This window comes from Blastococcus deserti (genome assembly GCF_042682525.1).
GTDB lineage: Bacteria > Actinomycetota > Actinomycetes > Mycobacteriales > Geodermatophilaceae > Blastococcus_B > Blastococcus_B deserti.
In genome coordinates this window covers 1-810 of record NZ_JBHUHP010000040.1, presented here as the reverse complement: position 1 = coordinate 810, position 810 = coordinate 1, and the positions used below count along the sequence as shown (strand labels likewise).

Genomic DNA, 810 nt, shown 5'->3' with positions numbered 1-810 from the left:
GGCGCTGATGGTGGGCGCCGGCGGCACGTCGGTGTTCGTGCACGAGCTGATGCCCGACCACACGTGGCGGAACACAGGTGTGGTGGTCGACACCCGGGCCAACAGCACCGGTGACGCGCTGTGGAGCGTCCGGGACAGCAGGCTGTACGTGGCCAGCCGGGCTCCGGGCTCGAACCTCCTGGTGACCGCCCTGACCTACGCCTCGGGAAGCCGGTCCTGGTCGGTGGTCCCGGGTTTCCCGGTGACCGTCAACAGCGGTGGCGGGTCCGAGTCGGCCACCATCGATCAGGACTCGCTGGGGCACCTCTGGGTGACCTACACCCGGGGCGCGCGACTGTGGGTGGCGCACTCGACCAACGCTGCTCGGACGACCTGGACGGCGGGCTTCCAGCCGAACGTGCCCGACACGGTGCTCAAGTCCGATGACATCTCCGCGCTGATCACCTTCGGCAACAGCATCGGGCTCATGTGGTCCGATCAGGAGTCGGCGGCGTTCCGGTTCGCCGTCCGAGACGTCAACGCCACCGACACCGCGCCCTGGCAGGTCGAGGACGCGCTGGCCGGGACCGGGCTGGCCGACGACCACATCAACCTCAAGCAGCTCACCGGCGATCCGCAGGGGCGGATCTTCGCCGCCGTCAAGACCTCCACGGGCGACGCCACCGACGCCGACCCGAATGCCCCACTGGTCGGCGTCCTCACTCGGACGCCGGGGACCGGCGGCGCCCCCGCGGACTGGTCCTTCACCCAGGCGGGCACCGTGGCGCAGGACTGGACCCGGCCGATCCTCATGATCGACGACACGAACGA

1 protein-coding gene is annotated in these 810 nt (G+C 70.2%); it reads left to right on the top strand.

What is annotated here, in order from left to right:
* A partial coding sequence (locus ACFSHS_RS22540) for a hypothetical protein (RefSeq protein ID WP_376881176.1) occupies positions 1 to 810 on the top strand: 810 nt, incomplete at both ends.